Origin of the sequence: Saccharomonospora iraqiensis subsp. paurometabolica YIM 90007, assembly GCF_000231035.2 — a bacterium.
Lineage (GTDB): Bacteria > Actinomycetota > Actinomycetes > Mycobacteriales > Pseudonocardiaceae > Saccharomonospora > Saccharomonospora paurometabolica.
In genome coordinates this window covers 125,203-125,465 of record NZ_KI912218.1, presented here as the reverse complement: position 1 = coordinate 125,465, position 263 = coordinate 125,203, and the positions used below count along the sequence as shown (strand labels likewise).

The 263-nt window shown below is 76.4% G+C and carries 1 pseudogene; it reads left to right on the top strand.

From position 1 onward, the window contains the following. Positions 1-263 (top strand): annotated as a pseudogene (locus SACPADRAFT_RS26210) (apolipoprotein N-acyltransferase); the annotation flags it as partial.

Sequence of the window (263 nt, the reverse complement as noted above, 5' to 3'; positions counted from 1 at the left end):
CGCCGCCCGCTCGCCGCCGCCGGCTACGGCGCCGCGTTCGGACTCGCGTTCAACCTGATCCACCTCGTCTGGATCCAGGACTTCCTCGGCGCCGAGTTCGGCCCCGCCCCGTGGCTGGCGCTGTCCGCCGTGCTCGCCGCCTACGTCGCCGCCGCCTGCGCCCTGATGCCGCTGGTGGCGCGGCTGCCCGGCGCGCCGGTGTGGATGGCGGCGGTGTTCCTGCTGCAGGAGGCGGCCCGCGCCCGCTGGCCGTTCAACGGCTT